Source organism: Streptomyces sp. 3N207 (genome assembly GCF_052246355.1).
GTDB lineage: Bacteria > Actinomycetota > Actinomycetes > Streptomycetales > Streptomycetaceae > Streptomyces.
The window spans coordinates 91,359-107,073 of sequence record NZ_JBQQBV010000009.1; the positions used below are offsets into that span (position 1 = coordinate 91,359).

A 15,715-nucleotide genomic window follows, 5' to 3' on the forward strand; every position below is an offset into this window, starting at 1 on the left:
CAGACCCGCTGCGTAAGGAGCTGCGTAAGGAGGGGCCCCCGGCCGAGGAGCGAGGGCCCCTCCTTACGCCTGCCGGACGCGCAGATGCCTCGACGTATGTGCCCACGCCTGTGCGCCGGACCCCGCCCCCGCGCTAACCTCGTGTCTCATCGGGGAATCACGCACCATGAACTGATCAAGGCGGGAGGCCGGCCGTGAGCGACCAGCCGTGGACCATCGACAGCCTCGCCCATGCGCTCCCACATCCCGACCAGCGGCAGCAGTTCTGGCGGGATGTGAACCTCACCCCCGTCGACCAACTCCCCGAGACCATCGCCCGCTGGCAGCAGCACGTCGAACGGCTGCAGGAAGCCCTGGCCCACGCAGAACGGCTTCGCGGATGCACCGAACACGGCGACGGACAGCTCCCACCCGAGTACCGTGAGACACCCCGATCACAAGCCGCCTGGGAACAGTGGGAGCAGCAGATGAGGCAGCAGCAAGGGCACAGCGCGGCGTGACCTGGCACTTCGAGCGCGACCCGCATGCCCTGGAACTCATCGCCGCCTTACCCACCGAAGCGCAGTTCGCCTTCTTCAACCTCATCCCGCAGCTGGAAGACGACCCCGACACGGCCACGCAGCGCTACGGCCTCGACACCGACGGGCCGGTCCGCATCCGCTGCGCCACCCTCCCCGGCGCCCTCACCATCCTCCTCATCAGCGACCACACCGGACGAGTCACCCTCGTCGACGTCGTCGGCTGACGGGAGGGCACTACACCTCGAAGCCGGGAGCCTGCCGGGTGAGGACGGCTGAGCGCGGGGTGACAGCCCAGTGCATGCGCAGTGCGTCGGCGAGTACGTCCATCAGCTCGGCCACCTCACCCGGGGCTGTCTCATGCAGGGCCTCGACGACGATCAGCACCTCGCCGGTCTCCTCCCGTACGGCGGAGTGGCCGCTCTGCCGGTTGGTCCAGCGGCGGGCGTGGGCCCGGCGCGCGTCGTCGGCGAAGATCACCTCGCCCGGCTCGGGATGCTCCTCGCTCCCGGCGAAGGTCTCGTAGACCTCGTCACCGTCGGCATGGCGTACCCGCAGGTCGCCGGTGATCCGCCCCAGGTCGAAGACGCCCACCGGGATCGCGAAGGCGAGCGAGGCGGCGTTGCACAGGTCGATCAGCGGATGGATCTGCGGCAGCGCTCCCTCCTTGCGGAAGCGGCGCAGCAGCGACTCGGCGGCACAGCGGTACTGGGTCGGCTTGACTCCCAGCTCCGCGAAGGCCCGCCGCCACGCCTGGATCTGCGGCAGCCCGCTCTCCTGGCCCGCGCCCTCGGCGTTGCGGGCCGCCGCCCGTGCGCACAGCTGCCTTACAGGGTCGTCGACGGAGGCTCCGGCCGTGATGCCCTTGGCGTGCAGGACGCCGGGCACCAACCGGGGGAAGTCCCGCCACAGTTGCGGGGAGTGGGCGAAGTGCATGGTGGTGTTCTCTCCGGGGCTCGGTGTTCCGGCGGCAGGGCCGGAGCGGTCAGAAGAAGGCGAGGCGGGCGCCGAGTGCGGCGAACGTACCGGCGAAGACCCGGCGCATCCACCGCACCACCCGCGGCCGGGAGATGACGTGCTCGCGCATGGTTGCCGCCGCCAGTCCGTAGCCGGCGAAGACCACCAGGGTCAGCAGCACGAACACGGCGCTCAGTTCCGTCATACGCAGCACGGCGTGCGGATCGTCCTCGCGTACGAACTGCGGCAGGAACGCCACGAAGAACAGCGTCAGTTTCGGGTTGAGGACGTTGAGCAGTACGGCTGACACGACGACCCTCGACGCCGTGCGCGGAGCCCTCCCGGCCGCGTCGTCCGGGTCCTGCGCCGTCAGTGCGCTCTTGTCCCGCAGCGTGCTCCAGGCCATCCACAGCAGATAGGCGACGCCCAGGTACTTGAGGATCTGGAACGCCATCGTGCTGGTGTGCAGCAGCGCGGCGAGGCCGGTGATGGCGGCGAGCGCCTGCGGGAGAGTGCCGAGCGTGCAGCCGAGGGCGGCCACAAGGCTCGCCCGCCTGCCGTGCGAGAGCCCGGCGGCGATCGTGAACAGGACGCCCGTGCCCGGGGTCACCACGATCACCAGGGTGGTCAGCAGAAACTCCATGCCTTGACCCTCTCGGCACAATGGGCCTGTGAACAGAGCCAAAGGATCTTCGTTCGACTGGACCGTAAAGGGGGCTTCCGACGCACCGGCGGCCTCCGACTTCCTCCAGCTCAGCGCCGACGGGGTACCCCGGGGCGGGCTGTCGGACTGGCTCGTCGGCGAGATCAGGCGCGCCATCGCCGACGGCCGGCTGCCGACCGGCAGCCGGCTGCCCGCCACCCGCGTCCTGGCCGCCGACCTCAAGGTGTCGCGGGGCGTGGTGACCGAGTCCTACCGCCGTCTGGTCGAGGACGGCCATGTGGTGGGCCGGGGCCGAGCGGGCACCGTGGTGGCGACCACCCCGCTGAACGGGGCGCACAGCACGGCTGCCACCGTTACCGCCGCCGGTCCCCCTGCACCCTCCGGGCTGTTCGACGTACCACCCGGGGCCGATGTCTTCGACGCGTTCCGCGCGGCGCACGCGCGTATCGACCTGTCGCCGGGGCTGCCGGACCTCGCCGCGTTCCCCCGCACCGCCTGGCTGCGGGCCGAACGTGCCGTGCTGGCCGAACTGGCCGCCTCCGACCTCGGATACGGCGACCCCCGCGGCACCCTCGCGCTGCGCCGCGCGGTCGCCGGCTGGCTGCGGGTCAACCGGGGCATCACGGCGGAGCCCGAGCACCTCATCATCGTCGCCGGTACCGCGCAGGCGCTCGGCCTGGTGGCGCAGGTGCTGCGTGCCGAAGGCACCGACAGGCTCGCCGTCGAGGACCCCTGCTCCCTCGGCACCCGCCAGCATCTGCACAGCTGGGGACTGGCGACGCCGCCCGTGCCCGTGGACTCCGAAGGCGTACGGGTCGACGCGCTCCGTGCCACCGGGGCGCGCGCCGTGCTGCTGACCCCGGCGCACCAGTTCCCCACCGGCGTCGTCCTCGGCGGCGAGCGCCGCCGGGAGCTGGTGCGCTGGGCGGGGGAGGGCGGCCTGATCGTCGAGGACGACTACGACGCCGAACACCGCTACGACCGGGCCCCGGTTGCGGCGCTCGGTGCGATGGCGCCGGAGCACGTCTGCTACGCGGGCAGCGTCTCCAAACTCCTCGCGCCCGCCCTCCGCGTCGGCTGGCTGCTCGCACCCGCCCGCTACCGTGAGGCGCTGACCGACGCCAAACGCTTCGCCGACCTCGGCAATGCCGCGCTGCCACAGCTGGTGCTCGCGCGGCTGATGGAGTCCGGCGCCTTCGAACGCCAGCTACGGCTGCTCCGGCGCCGCCACCGGGCCCGCCGCGACGCCATGATCGCGGCCATCCGCGCACACCTGCCGTACGCGCGCGTGCACGGCGCCGCGGCAGGGCTGCACCTGATGGTCACCTTGCCGCCCGGCGTCAGCGACACCACGCTGGCCTCCCGCGCCCTCGCGCACGGGGTCAAGACCCAGCCCCTGTCCTGGCACACCCAGCGGCCCGACCGCCCCGGACTCGTCCTCGGCTACGCCGCCGCCACCCCCACCGCCATCGCCGAAGGCATCGCCCTGGTCGCCTCCTTGCTGACCAGCGCTCCCTGACCCGAGTCAGATCCCCGGCCGGTAACGCAGCGGATGGTCCGCGGGAATCTGCACCAGTACGAGGCGGTGGCCGTCCGGGTCGGCGATCCACATCTCGATCAGGCCCCAGGGCTCCTTGACCGGCGGCCGCAGAATCTCCGCTCCCGCCGCCCGCAGCTCCTCGTGCGCGGCGTCGGCGTCGGCGACCTGGAGCCAGAGCTGGAGGGTGGGAGTGGGCGGCTCGTCGCTCCGCCCGGAGACCTCGAGGAAGCCGCCGCCCAGGAAGTAGACGGTGCCGCGCTCGGGCCCCGTACCGAACTCGCGAGCGATCTCCAGTCCGAGTGTGTCGCCGTAGAAGGCCCGCGACCTGTCCGGATCGGTGGGCCGCAGCAGTACCCGGCTGCTCAGTACGTGCACCATGCCCGCACTCTAGTTCCGCGCTCCGGATAGGGTCGGCGGACATGAGCGACACCGCACAGCGGGGCGAGCTGCCCCTGACCTTCCGCCGCGCCGTCGAGGCCGACATCCCCGCCCTGACCGAGCTCGTGGAGTCCGCCTACCGCGGCGAAGCGAGCCGTGCGGGCTGGACCACAGAGGCCGATCTGCTGGACGGCCGGCGCACCGACCCTGAGGGGGTCGCCGCCGTGGTCCGTGACCCGAAGAGCATCATGCTGGTCGTCGAACGGGACGGCGCCGTCATCGCCTGCTGCCAGCTCGAACACCGTGGCGCGGAGGCGTACTTCGGCATGTTCGCCGTCAGCCCGCTGCTCCAGGGCGGCGGCGTCGGCCGCGCCGTGCTGGCCGAGGCGGAGCGCACGGTGCGTGCGGAGTGGGGCGCCACTCAGATGCAGATGCAGGTGATCCGGCAACGTGAGGACCTGATCGCCTGGTACGAGCGCCGCGGCTACACCCGCACGGGCGAGCTGAGCCCCTTCCCCTACGGGGACGAGCGCTTCGGCATCCCCCAGCGCGCCGACCTGGCCTTCGAGCTGCTGGTCAAGCCGCTGGGCGAGTGACCGAGCGCGCGGGCTGAGCCCCCACCGCTTCCCGCCGCAATGGCGAGACCCACGATGGCGAGGGCCTGGGGGCGTCTCCCGGCTGGGGGAGCAGAATCCCCGACGGGCTCAGCCCAGACGCCTGACGGCCCTCTTCACGGCCGGCATGTCCGTGACGACCCCGTCCAGCCCCAGCTCGCGCACGCGCGCGAGCTCCTCATCGGTGTTGACGGTCCAGCTGATGACCTGGATCCCGGCGTCGTGCGCCCTGCGCACGATGTCCGCGTCCACGTGCTGGAGCTCCAGGGAGATCATCCTCGCGCCCAGTTCCTGGGCCCGTTCCGGCGCTGTGGGCGAGGAGCGCCCCGCCACCAGCACGAGGGGGATGTCCGGCAGGTGCTCGCGGGTCTCGCGCAGCGCCTCCGCGTGGAAAGAGATCACCGTGACCCTCTCCTGCAACCCCCGCCTCACGATGGTCTCGGCGAGCACCCGCGCCGCGGCGCGGTCCTTGATCTCCGCCTGGAGCGGGCTGCCGACCGCGTCCACCACCTCGTCGAAGACCGGCACCCGCTCGCCCTGACCCGCGTCCAGCTCGCGCAGCTCGGCCAGGGTGAAGTCGCTGATCGGGCCGCTGCCGTCGGTCGTACGCGCCACATCGGCGTCGTGCATCACCACCAGCTCGCCGTCCTTGCTCAGATGCAGGTCGAGTTCGACGACGTCGAGCCCTTCGCGTTCGGCGCGGACGAAGGAGCGCAGCGTGTTCTCGGGCTCGACGCCCATCACTCCACGGTGTCCGACGGTGAGCAGTGGCACGGGCGCTCTCGCTTTCGTGCGGGACGGCAGTTGATCGCCAGACTAGCGGTCTGCGCCCCGCATGCCGCCGGAGGCCGTGGGAACCCCGGGAGGACTGGAAAGGGCAGCGGTATCGGCCGCAGATCACAGGAAAAACAGCGGCCTGAGTGGGAGAGCGCAGGATAATCTCTTGATCTCTCCCCTTGAGAGGGGACGCTCTCACGTATACGGTTTCCTTACGCGAGTTTCTCCTGTGGAGGGGTCAACATGACGGAAATTCTTTCGCCCGCGCCCGCTCGGGGCGGTGTTTCGCCGTCCGAGGGCGGAGCCGTCGAGAGTGTGGCCGCGCACCCCGCCTGGCGGGCGCTGAAGGCCGCCGTGGAGGCCGTACGCCCCGCGCAGTCCAAGGACGGCTCCATCGACTTCGACGCCGAGGGCGCACCCACCCGCCAGGAGATGCGGGAGGAGGTGGAGCGCGTCGTGGCCGCCGTGCAGGAACTCTCCCCGCTGCTGCCGCACGACGCCGACTACCACCGTGCCCTCGTGACCGACCTGCGTCGCTGGGCCGACGACGGCTTCGGCGTGCCGGACTTCCTCGACTCGCTGCTCGCCTTCCAGCCCGCGCAGAACCGCGCCGACGGCCTCCAGCATCTGGTCGTCTTCCCGATGTACACGCAGAACGGCAACCTGAACCGCAATCTGGAGGCCGTCGTCCTGCGGATGGTCTGGCCCGACTGGCTGGCCGAGCTGGAGCGCACCCGCTACGACAACCCGCTCTTCTGCGGCATCACCTTCGAGGACTTCACCTCCGGCTACGACACCCACTCCGCCGTACTCTTCCCGGAGACCATCGCCGTGCGGGAGGCGCCCGAGCGCTTCAGCTGGGGCGGCATCTTCTGCGACCGCGAGGCAGCGCGCTTCCGCCGCGTCGTCCAGGCGGCCTGCGAGGTCACCAGCCTCGAACTCCCCGAGGACGCCCAGGAACTGCTGGCCGACCAGGGGCGCTGCCAGCAGGCGTTCGTGCTGTGGGACATGGTCCACGACCGCACCCACAGCCATGGCGACCTGCCCTTCGACCCCTTCATGATCAAGCAGCGGCAGCCGTTCTGGATGTACGGCCTGGAGGAGCTGCGCTGCGACCTCACCGCCTTCCACGAGGGGGTGAAGCTGGAGGCCGACGGCTACCCGCAGGGCCGCGACGTGCAGTACGCGATGATCCTGGAGCGGCTCTTCCGCTTCCCGGTCACCGGTGAGCGCAAGCGCAACTACGACGGCCTCGGCGGACAGCTGCTCTTCGCCTATCTGCACCAGCACGAGGCACTGCGCTGGCGGGACAACAGGCTGTCCATCGACTGGGACCGCGCCCGCGAGGTCACCGTCGCGCTGCGCGAGGAGATCGAGACGCTCTACCGCGCAGGCATCGACCGGCCCAAGATCGTCCACTGGTTCAAGGCGTACGAGCTGGTCTCCCGCTATCTGGCCCCGCACCCCGGCTCGACGTGGGCCAAGGGCCCGGAAGCGCTGGACCTGACGCTCCCGCCGCGCAAGCTGGTGGACGAGGTGCTGCCTGATGAGTTTCCGCTCAGCATGTTCTATGAAGCCCTCGCGAAGAAGCTCCGGAGTGTGATCGCATCGACTCAGGGCATCACCGCTGCCGACCCGGTCCAGGCCACCGCCGCATGAGCGGGTCGCCCCAAGGGCACAGCGGAGGGCAGGAGCGCGAGGAGGCGACGGAGATGACGGGCATCACGGACACAACGACAGAGCGCGGCTACGAGGGCGACGGCGAGGGTGACCTCCAGGGCCGCGTGATCGCGGTCGCGGGAGCGGCCGGGCCCGCGGGCCAGGCCACGCTGCTGCAGCTCGCCGAGGAGGGCGCCACCGTGGTGGCCTGTGATGCGGACGCGGAGCGCCTGGCGGAGGCCGTGGACGCCGCGCGGTTCGCCCACGGGGGAGCCACCGTCACCGGCGACACCGTCGATCTGCTCAGCCTGGAGGAGACCCGGGCCTGGGCGGACAAGACGGAGAAGGAGTTCGGCCGTATCGACGGTCTGGTGCACCTGGTCGGCGGCTGGCGCGGCTCGGCCTCGTTCGCCGAGACCGACCTGTCCGACTGGGACACCTTGCACAATCTCCTCGTCCGCACCCTCCAGCACACCTCGCTCGCCTTCGAGGCCCCGCTCAAGCGCGCGGAAGACGGCCGGTTCCTGCTGATCAGCGCGCTGGGCGCCAGCAAGCCGACCGCGGGCAACGCTGCCTACGCCGCGTCCAAGGCGGCGGCCGAGGCGTGGACGCTGGCGCTGGGCGACTCCTTCCGCAAGGCGGGGGGTGCGGAGGGGCCACCGGCGGCCGCTGTCATCCTGGTGGTGAAGGCACTGGTGAACGACCAGATGCGCGCCGACAGGCCGAACGCGAAGTTCGCGGGCTTCACGGACGTCAAGGACCTCGCGAAGGCCATTGTCGACACCTGGAACAAGCCCGCCGAAGAGCTGAACGGAACCCGCCTGTGGCTGACGCCCAACACCTGAACCGACCCGCGTCCGGGTCGGCGCCGGCCACCGATGCCAGGCGTCGGCACGACCCGGAGGTCCGTGGCTTCGCCAGTGACAACTACGCGGGTGCGCATCCGGAGATCCTGGCGGCGCTGGCGGTGGCCAACGGCGGTCACCAGTCCTCCTACGGCGCCGACGAGTACACCGAACACCTCCAGACCGTCGTCCGCAGCCACTTCGGCCGGCGTGCCGAGGCGTTCCCGGTCTTCAACGGCACCGGCGCCAATGTCGTCGCGCTCCAGGCGCTGACCGACCGCTGGGGCGCCGTCATCTGCGCCGACACCGCACACATCCACGTCGACGAGTGCGGTGCCCCGGAGCGGGTCGGCGGCCTCAAGCTGCTCACCGTGCCGACCCCGGACGGCAAGCTCACCCCCGAGCTGATCGACCGGGAGGCGTTCGGCTGGGACGACGAGCACCGCGCCATGCCACAGGTGGTCTCCCTCGCCCAGAACACCGAGCTCGGCACCCTCTACACGGTGGAGGAGATCCGTGCCCTGTGCGAGCACGCACACGAGCGCGGGATGCTCGTCCACCTCGACGGGGCGCGGATCGCCAACGCGGCGGCGGCGCTGGACGTTCCGATGCGCGCGTTCACCAACGCCGCAGGCGTGGACATCCTCTCCTTCGGCGGCACCAAGAACGGCATGCTCTTCGGCGAGGCCGTCATCGTGCTCAACCCGGACGCGGTCCGCCATATGAAGCATCTGCGCAAGCTGTCGATGCAGCTGGCCTCCAAGATGCGGTTCATATCGGTGCAGCTGGAGGCGCTGCTGTCGGGGGATCTGTGGCTGCGCAACGCACGGCACTCCAACGCCATGGCGCAGCGGCTCGCCGCAGGCGTCCGGGAAGTGGCCGGGGTGGAGATCTGCTACCCGGTGCAGGCCAATGCCGTCTTCGCGCGCCTGCCGCACGATGTGGGCGAACGCCTCCAGAAGCGCTACCGCTTCTACTTCTGGGACGAGTCCGTGGGCGAGGTGCGCTGGATGTGTTCGTACGACACCACCGAGCAGGACGTCGACGGCTTCCTCGCCGCACTCCGCGAGGAGATGGCCCGCTAACGCCTCGCGCTCTGAATATTTATGCAGCCCGCCGTAATTCCATTGAGCTACGGCGGGCTGCGCCGTACGCTGACGCGGCATGATGCTCACTCCCGTCACCGCTGACGAGTCCGCCTACCTCGCCGCCGACGATGTCGTCGACCACACCCATCCGCTGGTCCGCGAAACGGCTGCCCGGCTGAGTACCGGGACGGACGGTGATCTGGCCGCATACGCCCGCGCCGCCTACGAGTTCGTCCGCGACACCATCCCGCACTCCGCCGATGTGGGGGACTGGCGCATCACCTGGCGTGCCTCCGACGTACTGGACCAGCGGGTCGGTATCTGTCACGCCAAGTCCCACGCTCTGGTGGCCCTGTTGCGCGCGGAAGGCATCCCGGCGGGCTTCTGCTACCAGAAACTGAACGTGCTGCACGGACTGATCGCGCTGCGGCTCCCAGGGTCACGGCGTTGGGTACGGCAGGACGCACGGGGCAACAAGCCGGGGGTGAACGCCCAGTTCAGCCTGGACCGTGAGCAGCTCGCCTTCTCCGTGTGGCCGGAGAAGGGCGAGTGCGACTATCCGGTGCTCTACGCCGAGCCGCACCCGGTCGTCCTACGCGCGCTGCGGCAGGCCACGTACCCCGCACAGCTGTGGCAATTGCTGGATACGGCGCTGTAATCCGGTGCCCCGCGGACTACACCGAGCTGCACCGTGAACTGACCGGCCGCGGCCACCGGTTCAGCACCGACTCGGACACGGAGGTCGTGCTCCGCGCCTACCTGGAGTGGGACCCTGCCCTGGCCGAGCGGCTGAACGGCATGTACGCCTTCGCCATCTGGGACAGCCGCTCCAGGCAACTGGTCCGGATGCGGGTGATCTGCCATCTCCACCTCACCCGGTTCGTCCGCGTCCTGCTCGACCGGAAGCACGGCGCTTCAGGAGAATGTCAAGCACCTGCTTGCCAAGCCCTCCCACCAGGTCTTCGACCTCGTCAGCAGGGACTGGCTGGAGCGCGCGGTGAAGGTCGAGACGCGGGTGCTGGCGGATGCGGGGCGCTAGGTTGCGGTCCCGCGGATGTGCCGGGCGGTCCTCTCCGTTGTTCCGGTGAGGGGGTGCCTCTGTCCGTTGTCCGCGGGCTGCCGGTGAGTTGTGGCTTGTCGCGCAGTTCCCCGCGCCCCTGACGGGGCGCGGCTCCCCTTGCCGGGTACGCAAGATCCGGCTACAGCGCCTGGGCCTGGGCCGGTGTGGGGGCCGTGCCGCCCAGGTGGGCGGGTAGCCACCAGGCGTCGGCGGCGTTCTGCGGGGTGGCCGGGTAGGCGCGCTGGGCGGCCTCCAGCAGCTCGTGCATCCGTTCCCGCAGCCGCTCGGTGACGCTGAGCGCCGACTCCTCCTGGCCGGGCTCGACCGGTTCGCCGACGTGGATGCTGACGGGGAAGTGGTTGCGGCCGAAGTCCCGCTTGTGGCCCTTGGTCCACAGCCGCTGCGTACCCCACAGCGCCATCGGGACCAGCGGCACCCGCGCCTCCTGGGCCAGCCGGGCAGCGCCGGTCTTGAATTCCTTGAGCGTGAAGGAGGGCGAGATGGTCGCCTCCGGGAAGACGCCGATGACCTCGCCGGACCGCAGCGCCTTGAGCGCGTGCGCGTACGCGTCCTCGCCGCGCGAGCGGTCCACCGGTATGTGCTTCATCGCGCGCATCAGCGGTCCGGAGACCTTGTGCCGGAAGACCGACTCCTTGGCCATGAACCGCACCAGACGCTTGGCGGGGCGGGCCGCCAGCCCTGTGAAGACGAAATCGAGATAGCTGATGTGGTTGCTCACCAGTACGGCGCCGCCGCTCGAAGGCACATGGGCGGTGCCGCGGATGTCGAAGCGCAGGTCGAGAGCCTTGAACCACGCTCGCGCTGCACCGATCACCGGCGGGTAGAGGAGATCTGCCACGTCGGGGGAACCCTTCGTCTCGGGATGCCGGTACTTACGGGTGCGTAACTTCCGACTCCGGCCGATCGTTCCCCAAAGCGTTGCTCCTGGCTACCCTCACGGCAGACTTGTCCCTATGGACCCGGGAATGGAGGACTTCGTGGCGGAGCGGGCGGGCCGGGCGGACCTGGTGAGCGCCGAGGCGCTCGGTGCCGTGGACGGTCTGGGGGAGCGGGCCACCCTCGTCCAGTTCTCCAGCGCCTTCTGCCAGCCCTGCCGCGCCACCCGGCGCATCCTCTCCGAGGTGGCCGCCATGGTCGACGGCGTCGCCCATATCGAGATCGACGCGGAGGAGCAGCTGGCCCTGGTGCGTGCGCTGGGCGTCACAGGTACGCCCACGGTTCTCGTCCTCGACGCCGAGGGGCGCATCGTGAAGCGAGCCACGGGCCGGCCCCGTAAGCCGGATGTCATCGCTGCCCTGGGCCTCGCCATCGCGTGAACCCCCACCGCACGGACCGCCCGCGTGATCCAGATCCCGCTCCGCGGCACTCGCTTCGTACCGTCCCGCGTGATGGAGTTGGGCTGTTCACTCTCCCCGTTGGCAACGTCACACCTCGGCGGTATTGAGAACGGGGCACGTGCTGGATGTACTGACGAGTAATATTGTGGACGGACGCCCGGTCCCACCGGACCGGAACCCGTAAGTCGAAGCAGTAGGAGAGCCGGCGTGAGCTTGAGGATCGTTGTCTGTGTGAAGTACGTGCCCGACGCCACCGGTGACCGGCACTTCGCGGAGGACCTGACCACTGATCGCGAGTCGGTCGACGGCCTGCTCTCCGAGCTGGACGAGTACGCCGTCGAGCAGGCGCTGCAGCTCGCGGACTCGGACGAGGTCGACGACGCGGAGATCACCGTGCTCACCGTCGGCCCGGAGGACGCCAAGGACGCCCTGCGCAAGGCGCTGTCCATGGGCGCGGACAAGGCCGTGCACGTCGAGGACGACGATCTGCACGGCACCGATGCGCTCGGCACCTCGTACGTACTGGCCAAGGCCATCGAGAAGACCGGCTTCGACCTGGTCGTCTGCGGTATGGCCTCCACCGACGGCACGATGGGCGTGCTGCCCGCGATGCTCGCCGAGCGGCTGGGCGTGCCGCAGGTGACGCTGCTGTCCGAGGTCTCTGTGGCGGACGGCAAGGTGACCGGGCGCCGCGACGGTGACGCCGCCACCGAGCAGCTGGAGGCCCAGCTCCCGGCCGTCGTCTCCGTCACGGACCAGTCGGGCGAGGCGCGTTACCCCTCCTTCAAGGGGATCATGGCCGCCAAGAAGAAGCCCGTCGAGTCGCTGGACCTGGACGACCTGGACATCGAGGCCGAGGAGGTCGGCCTGGAGGGCGCCTGGACCAAGGTCGAGGACGTGACCGAGCGCCCGCCGCGCACCGCAGGCACCGTCGTCAAGGACGAGGGCGACGGCGGCAAGCAGCTTGCGGCCTTCCTCGCGGAGCGCAAGTTCGTCTAAGGCAGCCCGGCGCCGGAAGTTCCTCCGGACCCGGCGCCCCTCTTCCCTCCGACCTCACTTTGATCTTCCGCAGGAGAGCACCCCATGGCTGAAGTCCTTGTCTACGTCGACCACGTGGACGGCGCCGTCCGTAAGCCCACCCTCGAACTGCTGACCCTCGCCCGCCGGCTGGGCGACCCGGTCGCCGTGCACCTCGGCCCGAACGCCGAGGACGCCGCCAAGACGCTCGGCGAGTACGGCGCCACCCGGGTACTGGCCGCCGACGCGCCGGAGTTCGCCGACTATCTCGTCGTTCCGAAGGTGGACGCGCTCCAGGGCGCCTACGAGTCCGTCTCGCCCGTGGCCGTGCTGGTCCCCTCCTCCGCGGAGGGCAAGGAGATCGCGGCGCGCCTCGCGGTGCGCATCGGCTCCGGCATCGTCACCGACGCGGTCGACCTGGAGGCCGGCGACGAGGGGCCTGTGACCACCCAGTCGGTCTTCGCCGCCGCGTTCACCACCAAGTCCCGGATCGCCAAGGGCACCCCGGTCATCACCGTCAAGCCCAACTCGGCCACCCCGGAGGCATCCGCCGCCGCCGGTGCGGTCGAGCAGCTCTCGGTGAGCTTCGGCGAGGCCGCCACCGGCACCAAGGTCACCTCGCGCACCCCGCGCGAGTCCACCGGGCGCCCCGAGCTGACCGAGGCCGCGATCGTGGTCTCCGGCGGCCGTGGCCTCAACGGCGCCGAGAACTTCCCGCTGATCGAGGGCCTGGCCGACTCGCTGGGCGCCGCGGTGGGCGCCTCCCGTGCCGCGGTCGACGCCGGCTGGTACCCGCACTCCCACCAGGTGGGCCAGACCGGTAAGAGTGTGTCGCCGCAGCTCTACATCGCCACCGGCATCTCCGGTGCCATCCAGCACCGCGCCGGCATGCAGACCTCGAAGACGATCGTGGCCATCAACAAGGACGCCGAGGCCCCGATCTTCGACCTGGTCGACTACGGCGTCGTGGGCGACCTCTTCGAGGTCGTCCCCCAGCTGACCGAAGAGATCAAGACCCGCAAGGGCTGACGCTCTCCGAGAGCTCGGAGAGGAGCCCCGCACCGGTACGTCGGTGCGGGGCTCCTCGGCGTTTGTCAGAAGCTCCGCAGGCAGCCCCCGGTCAGAAGGCGAAAACGGAAGCTCCCGCGACCTTCTTCATGCAGCTGTTGGCGTAGACGCGCTCGTAGTTCACGCGCTTGCCCTCCCACACGCCCTGGGCGGTCACGACGACGGGTCGCCACTCCTTGGTGCAGTACGTGTTCCCGGCGTCGCCGACCAGAGCTTCGAAGTCCCCGCCCGAGGCCCGCAGCTGGGTGCAGGCTTCCTTCGCGGCGGGGTGGGTGCCGGACGGCCCGGGCATGCAGTCGAGCGTGACGGCACGCTGGGGTGCCGTGGTCGCGGAGCTCTCACCGTCCGCGATGGTGAGCACCAGGGCCGAGGGTGCGTAGAGCGAGGTGGCTTTCGCAGGTGCGGCCTGGGCAGGTGCTGCCGTGAGCGCGAGGGCGCTGACGGCCCCCGTGACAGCAGCCGCCGTGGTGAGGACGGTGCGCCAGGGTGCGGTCTTCCGCATTGTGTGCTTCCTTCCGCTTTGAGGTAAGTGCCGGATCTATCGGCGAAAGTGAGTTTGCCGAGTCCGTCGGGATAAAGCACATCGGCACCCTATATTTCGGTAACGTTTCGCATTGAATCAGTGGCGCGAAGTGATAACTGCGCGCCGTCGCCACCTGCTGCAACACCCTTTTGTGGGGCGCGTGTTCGGCCTGCGTGGCTTGATCCTCGACGCTCCACGACGACCGGAAACCGTGGTTCCAGCCGCTCGCCGCCCCTGCGGCGGTCCCGGTGTGCGGACCGTACGGGGAACCCTTGACTGGCTGGTCAGGCCGCCATTAGCGTCACGGCACTGGCTTCAACGTTTTGTTGATGCCTGCTCGGAGAGCGGTAGAGGGAGTACAGATGGCGCAGGGCCGGACGGTCGGGACCAGCTTGGGGAGCGGCGCACTGGAAGGGGTTTCCGAGCTGCTCGCGCCGGTGGACGCCGAACTCGCCCGGCGCTACCCGGGTGACCCGGGCACGCGGCAACCGGTGCACACCGTCTATGTGCCCGCCGACGCCGTTACGCCCGGCACCGTACGGGAGTGGGGCGAGGCCGCAGGAGCGCTGCTCGACGCACACGCCCCCGACGCCGAAGCGCTCGCCCGGGTCCTCGGCATGGACGAGGAACTGGCGGGGCCGGTCCATGCCCGTATCCGGGAAAAGCTGCGCCGTGAACCCGTCGAGGACCTGCGTATCGACTTCGAGGACGGCTACGGCGCCCGGCCCGACGACGAGGAGGACGCCGCCGCCGTCCGGGCCGCCGAACTGATCGCCGACGCCTTCACCGAGGGCGCCGAGGGGCCCGTACCCGCGTACGCCGGCATCCGCATGAAGTGCATGGAGGCGGCCGTCCGCGACCGGGGCATCCGTACGCTCGACATCTTCCTCACCGGACTCATGGAGGCGGACGGGCTGCCCGACGGACTGGTACTCACCCTGCCCAAGGTGACCTATCCGGAGCAGGTCACCGCGATGGTCCGGCTGTGCGAGGAGTTCGAGAAGGCGCGAGGTCTGGAGATGCGGCGTATCGGCTTCGAGATCCAGATCGAGACGACCCAGTCGATCCTCGGGGCCGACGGCCGGGCCACCGTCGCCCGGCTGATCGACGCCGCCGAGGGCCGCGCCACCTCGCTGCACTACGGCACCTTCGACTACAGCGCCTCGTGCGGGGTCTCCGCCGCCTACCAGGCGATGGACCACCCGGCGGCCGACCACGCCAAGGCCGTGATGCAGGTGGCCGCCGCGGGCACCGGCGTACGGCTCTCCGACGGCTCCACCAACATCGTCCCCACCGGCGACCGGGCGCAGGTGCACGACGCCTGGCGGCTCCACCACTCCCTGGTGCGGCGCTCGCTCGCCCGCGCCTACTACCAGGGCTGGGACATGCACCCCGGCCACCTGCCCACCCGCTACGCCGCCGTCTACGCCTTCTACCGCGAGGGCATGCGACGCGCGGGCGAGCGGCTCGCCGCCTATGTGGGCCGGGCCGGGGGCGATGTCATGGACGAGCCCGCGACAGCGCGCGCCCTCAGCGGCTATCTGCTGCGCGGCCTCGACTGCGGCGCGCTCGACACCGCCGAGGTCACGGAGGTCTCCGGCCTGGACCGCGCCGCGCTCGACCGGCTCGCCGGCCGCTGACCCACCAGA

At 70.4% G+C, this 15,715-nt stretch carries 18 protein-coding genes and 1 pseudogene; 13 read left to right on the forward strand and 6 right to left on the reverse strand.

What is annotated here, in order from left to right; all coding sequences use genetic code 11:
* Positions 1 to 194 precede the first annotated feature (194 nt).
* Together ACTWP9_RS16070 and ACTWP9_RS16075 are read left to right on the forward strand one after the other, a co-directional pair.
* Positions 195 to 500: a hypothetical protein gene (locus ACTWP9_RS16070; RefSeq protein ID WP_443246829.1), complete on the forward strand. Its 306-nt coding sequence runs from the start codon at positions 195 to 197 to the stop codon at positions 498 to 500.
* Entirely contained in the window at positions 497 to 745 is a 249-nt protein-coding gene (locus ACTWP9_RS16075) for a hypothetical protein (protein WP_443246830.1), read from the forward strand. Before ACTWP9_RS16070 ends, ACTWP9_RS16075 begins: the two co-directional genes overlap by 4 nt.
* 10 nt (positions 746 to 755) lie before the next feature.
* Here the strand turns inward: ACTWP9_RS16075 and ACTWP9_RS16080 are convergent, their stop codons facing one another.
* Positions 756 to 1,454 (reverse strand): B3/B4 domain-containing protein, encoded by a 699-nt coding sequence (locus tag ACTWP9_RS16080; RefSeq protein ID WP_443246831.1) that lies wholly within the window; start codon positions 1,452 to 1,454, stop codon positions 756 to 758.
* Between the two features lie 49 nt (positions 1,455 to 1,503).
* A complete protein-coding gene (locus ACTWP9_RS16085; RefSeq protein WP_443246832.1) occupies positions 1,504 to 2,118 on the reverse strand; it encodes a LysE family translocator in 615 nt (204 codons plus the stop codon).
* Positions 2,119 to 2,146: 28 nt separating this feature from the next.
* Here ACTWP9_RS16085 and pdxR point away from each other — a divergent pair, with 28 nt between their 5' ends.
* Entirely contained in the window at positions 2,147 to 3,658 is a 1,512-nt protein-coding gene (gene pdxR / locus ACTWP9_RS16090; protein ID WP_443246833.1) for a MocR-like pyridoxine biosynthesis transcription factor PdxR, read from the forward strand.
* 6 nt (positions 3,659 to 3,664) lie between these two features.
* Here pdxR and ACTWP9_RS16095 read toward each other — a convergent pair whose 3' ends face one another.
* A complete protein-coding gene (locus ACTWP9_RS16095; protein ID WP_443246834.1) occupies positions 3,665 to 4,057 on the reverse strand; it encodes a VOC family protein in 393 nt (130 codons plus the stop codon).
* Between the two features lie 41 nt (positions 4,058 to 4,098).
* On the opposite strand from ACTWP9_RS16095, the gene ACTWP9_RS16100 reads away from it, so the two are divergent.
* Entirely contained in the window at positions 4,099 to 4,653 is a 555-nt protein-coding gene (locus ACTWP9_RS16100; protein ID WP_443246835.1) for a GNAT family N-acetyltransferase, read from the forward strand.
* Positions 4,654 to 4,761: 108 nt separating this feature from the next.
* On the opposite strand, the gene ACTWP9_RS16105 is transcribed toward ACTWP9_RS16100, so the two are convergent.
* Positions 4,762 to 5,445, reverse strand: coding sequence for a glycerophosphodiester phosphodiesterase (locus tag ACTWP9_RS16105; protein WP_443246836.1), 684 nt, complete (start codon positions 5,443 to 5,445; stop codon positions 4,762 to 4,764).
* 246 nt (positions 5,446 to 5,691) lie between these two features.
* On the opposite strand from ACTWP9_RS16105, the gene ACTWP9_RS16110 reads away from it, so the two are divergent.
* From ACTWP9_RS16110 to ACTWP9_RS16130, 5 genes and pseudogenes are all read left to right on the forward strand, one after another.
* The gene (locus ACTWP9_RS16110; RefSeq protein WP_443246837.1) at positions 5,692 to 7,107 is read left to right on the forward strand and encodes a DUF6421 family protein; all 1,416 of its coding nucleotides are present in this window, start codon (positions 5,692 to 5,694) and stop codon (positions 7,105 to 7,107) included.
* 53 nt (positions 7,108 to 7,160) lie between these two features.
* A complete protein-coding gene (locus tag ACTWP9_RS16115; protein ID WP_443246838.1) occupies positions 7,161 to 7,952 on the forward strand; it encodes an SDR family NAD(P)-dependent oxidoreductase in 792 nt (263 codons plus the stop codon).
* A complete protein-coding gene (locus ACTWP9_RS16120) occupies positions 7,931 to 9,037 on the forward strand; it encodes a threonine aldolase family protein (protein WP_443246839.1) in 1,107 nt (368 codons plus the stop codon). Before ACTWP9_RS16115 ends, ACTWP9_RS16120 begins: the two co-directional genes overlap by 22 nt.
* Positions 9,038 to 9,116: 79 nt before the next feature.
* Positions 9,117 to 9,698 (forward strand): transglutaminase-like domain-containing protein, encoded by a 582-nt coding sequence (locus tag ACTWP9_RS16125; protein WP_443246840.1) that lies wholly within the window; start codon positions 9,117 to 9,119, stop codon positions 9,696 to 9,698.
* Positions 9,699 to 9,712: 14 nt separating this feature from the next.
* Positions 9,713 to 9,892: pseudogene (locus ACTWP9_RS16130) on the forward strand (hypothetical protein); the annotation flags it as partial.
* 347 nt (positions 9,893 to 10,239) lie between these two features.
* On the opposite strand, the gene ACTWP9_RS16135 reads toward ACTWP9_RS16130, so the two are convergent.
* Positions 10,240 to 10,959, reverse strand: a complete 720-nt coding sequence (locus ACTWP9_RS16135) for a lysophospholipid acyltransferase family protein (RefSeq protein ID WP_443246841.1) — start codon at positions 10,957 to 10,959, stop codon at positions 10,240 to 10,242.
* A gap of 115 nt (positions 10,960 to 11,074) precedes the next feature.
* Here ACTWP9_RS16135 and ACTWP9_RS16140 point away from each other — a divergent pair, with 115 nt between their 5' ends.
* The 3 genes from ACTWP9_RS16140 (at position 11,075) to ACTWP9_RS16150 (ending at position 13,504) form a co-directional block, all read left to right on the forward strand.
* Positions 11,075 to 11,437: a TlpA family protein disulfide reductase gene (locus tag ACTWP9_RS16140; RefSeq protein WP_443246842.1), complete on the forward strand. Its 363-nt coding sequence runs from the start codon at positions 11,075 to 11,077 to the stop codon at positions 11,435 to 11,437.
* A 228-nt stretch (positions 11,438 to 11,665) separates the two neighbouring features.
* Positions 11,666 to 12,457 (forward strand): electron transfer flavoprotein subunit beta/FixA family protein, encoded by a 792-nt coding sequence (locus ACTWP9_RS16145; RefSeq protein ID WP_443246843.1) that lies wholly within the window; start codon positions 11,666 to 11,668, stop codon positions 12,455 to 12,457.
* Between the two features lie 84 nt (positions 12,458 to 12,541).
* Entirely contained in the window at positions 12,542 to 13,504 is a 963-nt protein-coding gene (locus ACTWP9_RS16150) for an electron transfer flavoprotein subunit alpha/FixB family protein (RefSeq protein WP_443246844.1), read from the forward strand.
* A 91-nt stretch (positions 13,505 to 13,595) separates the two neighbouring features.
* Here ACTWP9_RS16150 and ACTWP9_RS16155 read toward each other — a convergent pair whose 3' ends face one another.
* Entirely contained in the window at positions 13,596 to 14,045 is a 450-nt protein-coding gene (locus tag ACTWP9_RS16155) for a subtilase-type protease inhibitor (protein ID WP_443246845.1), read from the reverse strand.
* Positions 14,046 to 14,428: 383 nt separating this feature from the next.
* Between ACTWP9_RS16155 and ACTWP9_RS16160 the strand changes: the two genes are divergently transcribed.
* Positions 14,429 to 15,706, forward strand: a complete 1,278-nt coding sequence (locus ACTWP9_RS16160; RefSeq protein WP_443246846.1) for a DUF6986 family protein — start codon at positions 14,429 to 14,431, stop codon at positions 15,704 to 15,706.
* The last annotated feature ends 9 nt before the right edge of the window (positions 15,707 to 15,715 follow it).